At 65.0% G+C, this 1,694-nt stretch carries 2 protein-coding genes; both read right to left on the bottom strand.

Annotated elements, in window-relative coordinates; genetic code table 11:
- Positions 1–228: 228 nt before the first annotated feature.
- On the bottom strand, positions 229–774 hold the full coding sequence (locus RT460_RS19490; protein ID WP_313321374.1) for a hypothetical protein: 546 nt from the start codon (positions 772–774) through the stop codon (positions 229–231).
- A 345-nt stretch (positions 775–1,119) separates the two neighbouring features.
- Positions 1,120–1,694 (bottom strand): pyruvate kinase (locus RT460_RS19485; protein WP_313321373.1); only part of this gene is annotated, 575 nt, incomplete at its 5' end.

Raw genomic sequence — 1,694 nt, 5'->3', positions numbered from 1 at the left:
ATTCGTCGATGGCGATGATGCCCTTGCCCGGGGCGACCATGGCCTGGGCGGTTTCTGCCAGCAGTTCGATGCTCATTGCGTTTCCTGTAACAGGGAGGATGGAGGTAAAACGCGATTATAGCCCGCCCGGCACACGGCCTGTCCCCAGCCATGGCCTGCAACCGTTTCCATCATGTCCCTGGCGGACAAAACCTGTCCGGACCGACGCCCGCAGGTCCCGCTGCGGACTCAAGGCCAGCGAATACCAACCTCGCTCACCTGCAGATCCTTGCCGGCCTTGGGCCAGCCAGCATCATCGCTGCGAAACTGGCTGTCACCGGTCGGCAACGCTTGCGCATCAGCACCTTCGCGCGCAGCGAGGATCACCGAGCGCACGCGCTTGGCCCCCTCGTCACTGCCCAACCGACCGCCGTGCCAATCGGCCACCGTACCGCCATAGTCCCAGCCCAAGCCATAGAAGGTGACCGGCGCTCCATTCAGCGCCACCAGTTCGTCCAGGCTCATGCCGGTGCGCAGGCCGGTGGCATCGTGCCAACGTGAGCTTGGCTCGGAAACCCGGATTACCGGGAACGCCGCATCAGGGCGCCCGCTATTGACGACCAGTTCGAGCCGCTGGCTGGGTTCATCGGGGAACAGGACAAGCACCGGATACGAAGCCGGCTCACCTTCTGGCCCAGCGCGGGATTCCTCGCGGATATTGCCTGCACCGAAACGCGATTCGAGGGTGGCACGGTTGAGCGCCTCTTCCGGCAGTTCCCAGGTTTCAGCCTGCACCGTGCTGCCGGCGACGGGCGTTCTGGCAGCAGCCGCTTCGGAATCCGGCGACGTCGCTGCTGACGCGGGGGATTGTGGACTCGGTGAACAAGCACCCAGCAGGACAGTGATCGTCGCTGCCAACAGCCATCGGGGATGATGCAAAACGGCGTCCTCATGCAGTTGGCAACCACACTTGCGTGTGACCACCGGGGCTCCACTACCGCCGTGTCCCTGTCAGGACCGACGGCACCAGTAGAGCAAGCATCCCCCAACCTGCATGAACATGCCTGCACGGATGCCGTACAGGCAGGCCTTCATTCATCCTATGCCCGCCCGGCCACCGCATGGCCGGGCGGCGCGGGATTACAGCTCGCCCAGACCTGCCGCGCGGCCGTCTGCACCCACTTCCAGCAAGCGCAGCGTGTTGGTGGCGCCGTGCGTTTCCATGTGCTCACCGCTGGTGAACACCACGCGGTCGCCGCCTTCCAGCAGGCCGGATTCAACCAGTAGGCGGATGCTGCCACGTGCGGCCTCGCGCGGGGTGAAGCCACGGCTGTCGAAATTGATCGGGAACACATCGCGCATCAGCGCCATCTGCCGGCGTGCACCGTCGTGACGGGTCACCGCGTAGATCGGCGCCTTGGCACGGAAGCGCGACAGATAACGGGCGGTACCACCGGATTCGGTCATCGCCACGATGGCACGCACGCCCACGTGCTGGGACAGGAACATGGTGGCCATGGCAATCGCCTGATCGGCACGCTCCAGATTGCGCGGCGAGGCATTGAAGTCGGTTTCGGTCTGGAACTGGCGCTCGGCCCCCAGGCAGATGCGGGCCATCGCCTCGACCGCCTTGACCGGATAGGCACCAGCCGCAGTTTCGGCCGACAGCATCACCGCATCGGTACCGTCGATGACCGAGTTGGCCACGTCCAGCA

This window comes from Stenotrophomonas sp., from assembly GCF_032061965.1.
In the GTDB taxonomy this organism is placed as follows: domain Bacteria; phylum Pseudomonadota; class Gammaproteobacteria; order Xanthomonadales; family Xanthomonadaceae; genus Stenotrophomonas.
Note: the sequence above shows the minus strand (reverse complement) of the source record. Positions and strands in the feature narration are given on the sequence as shown.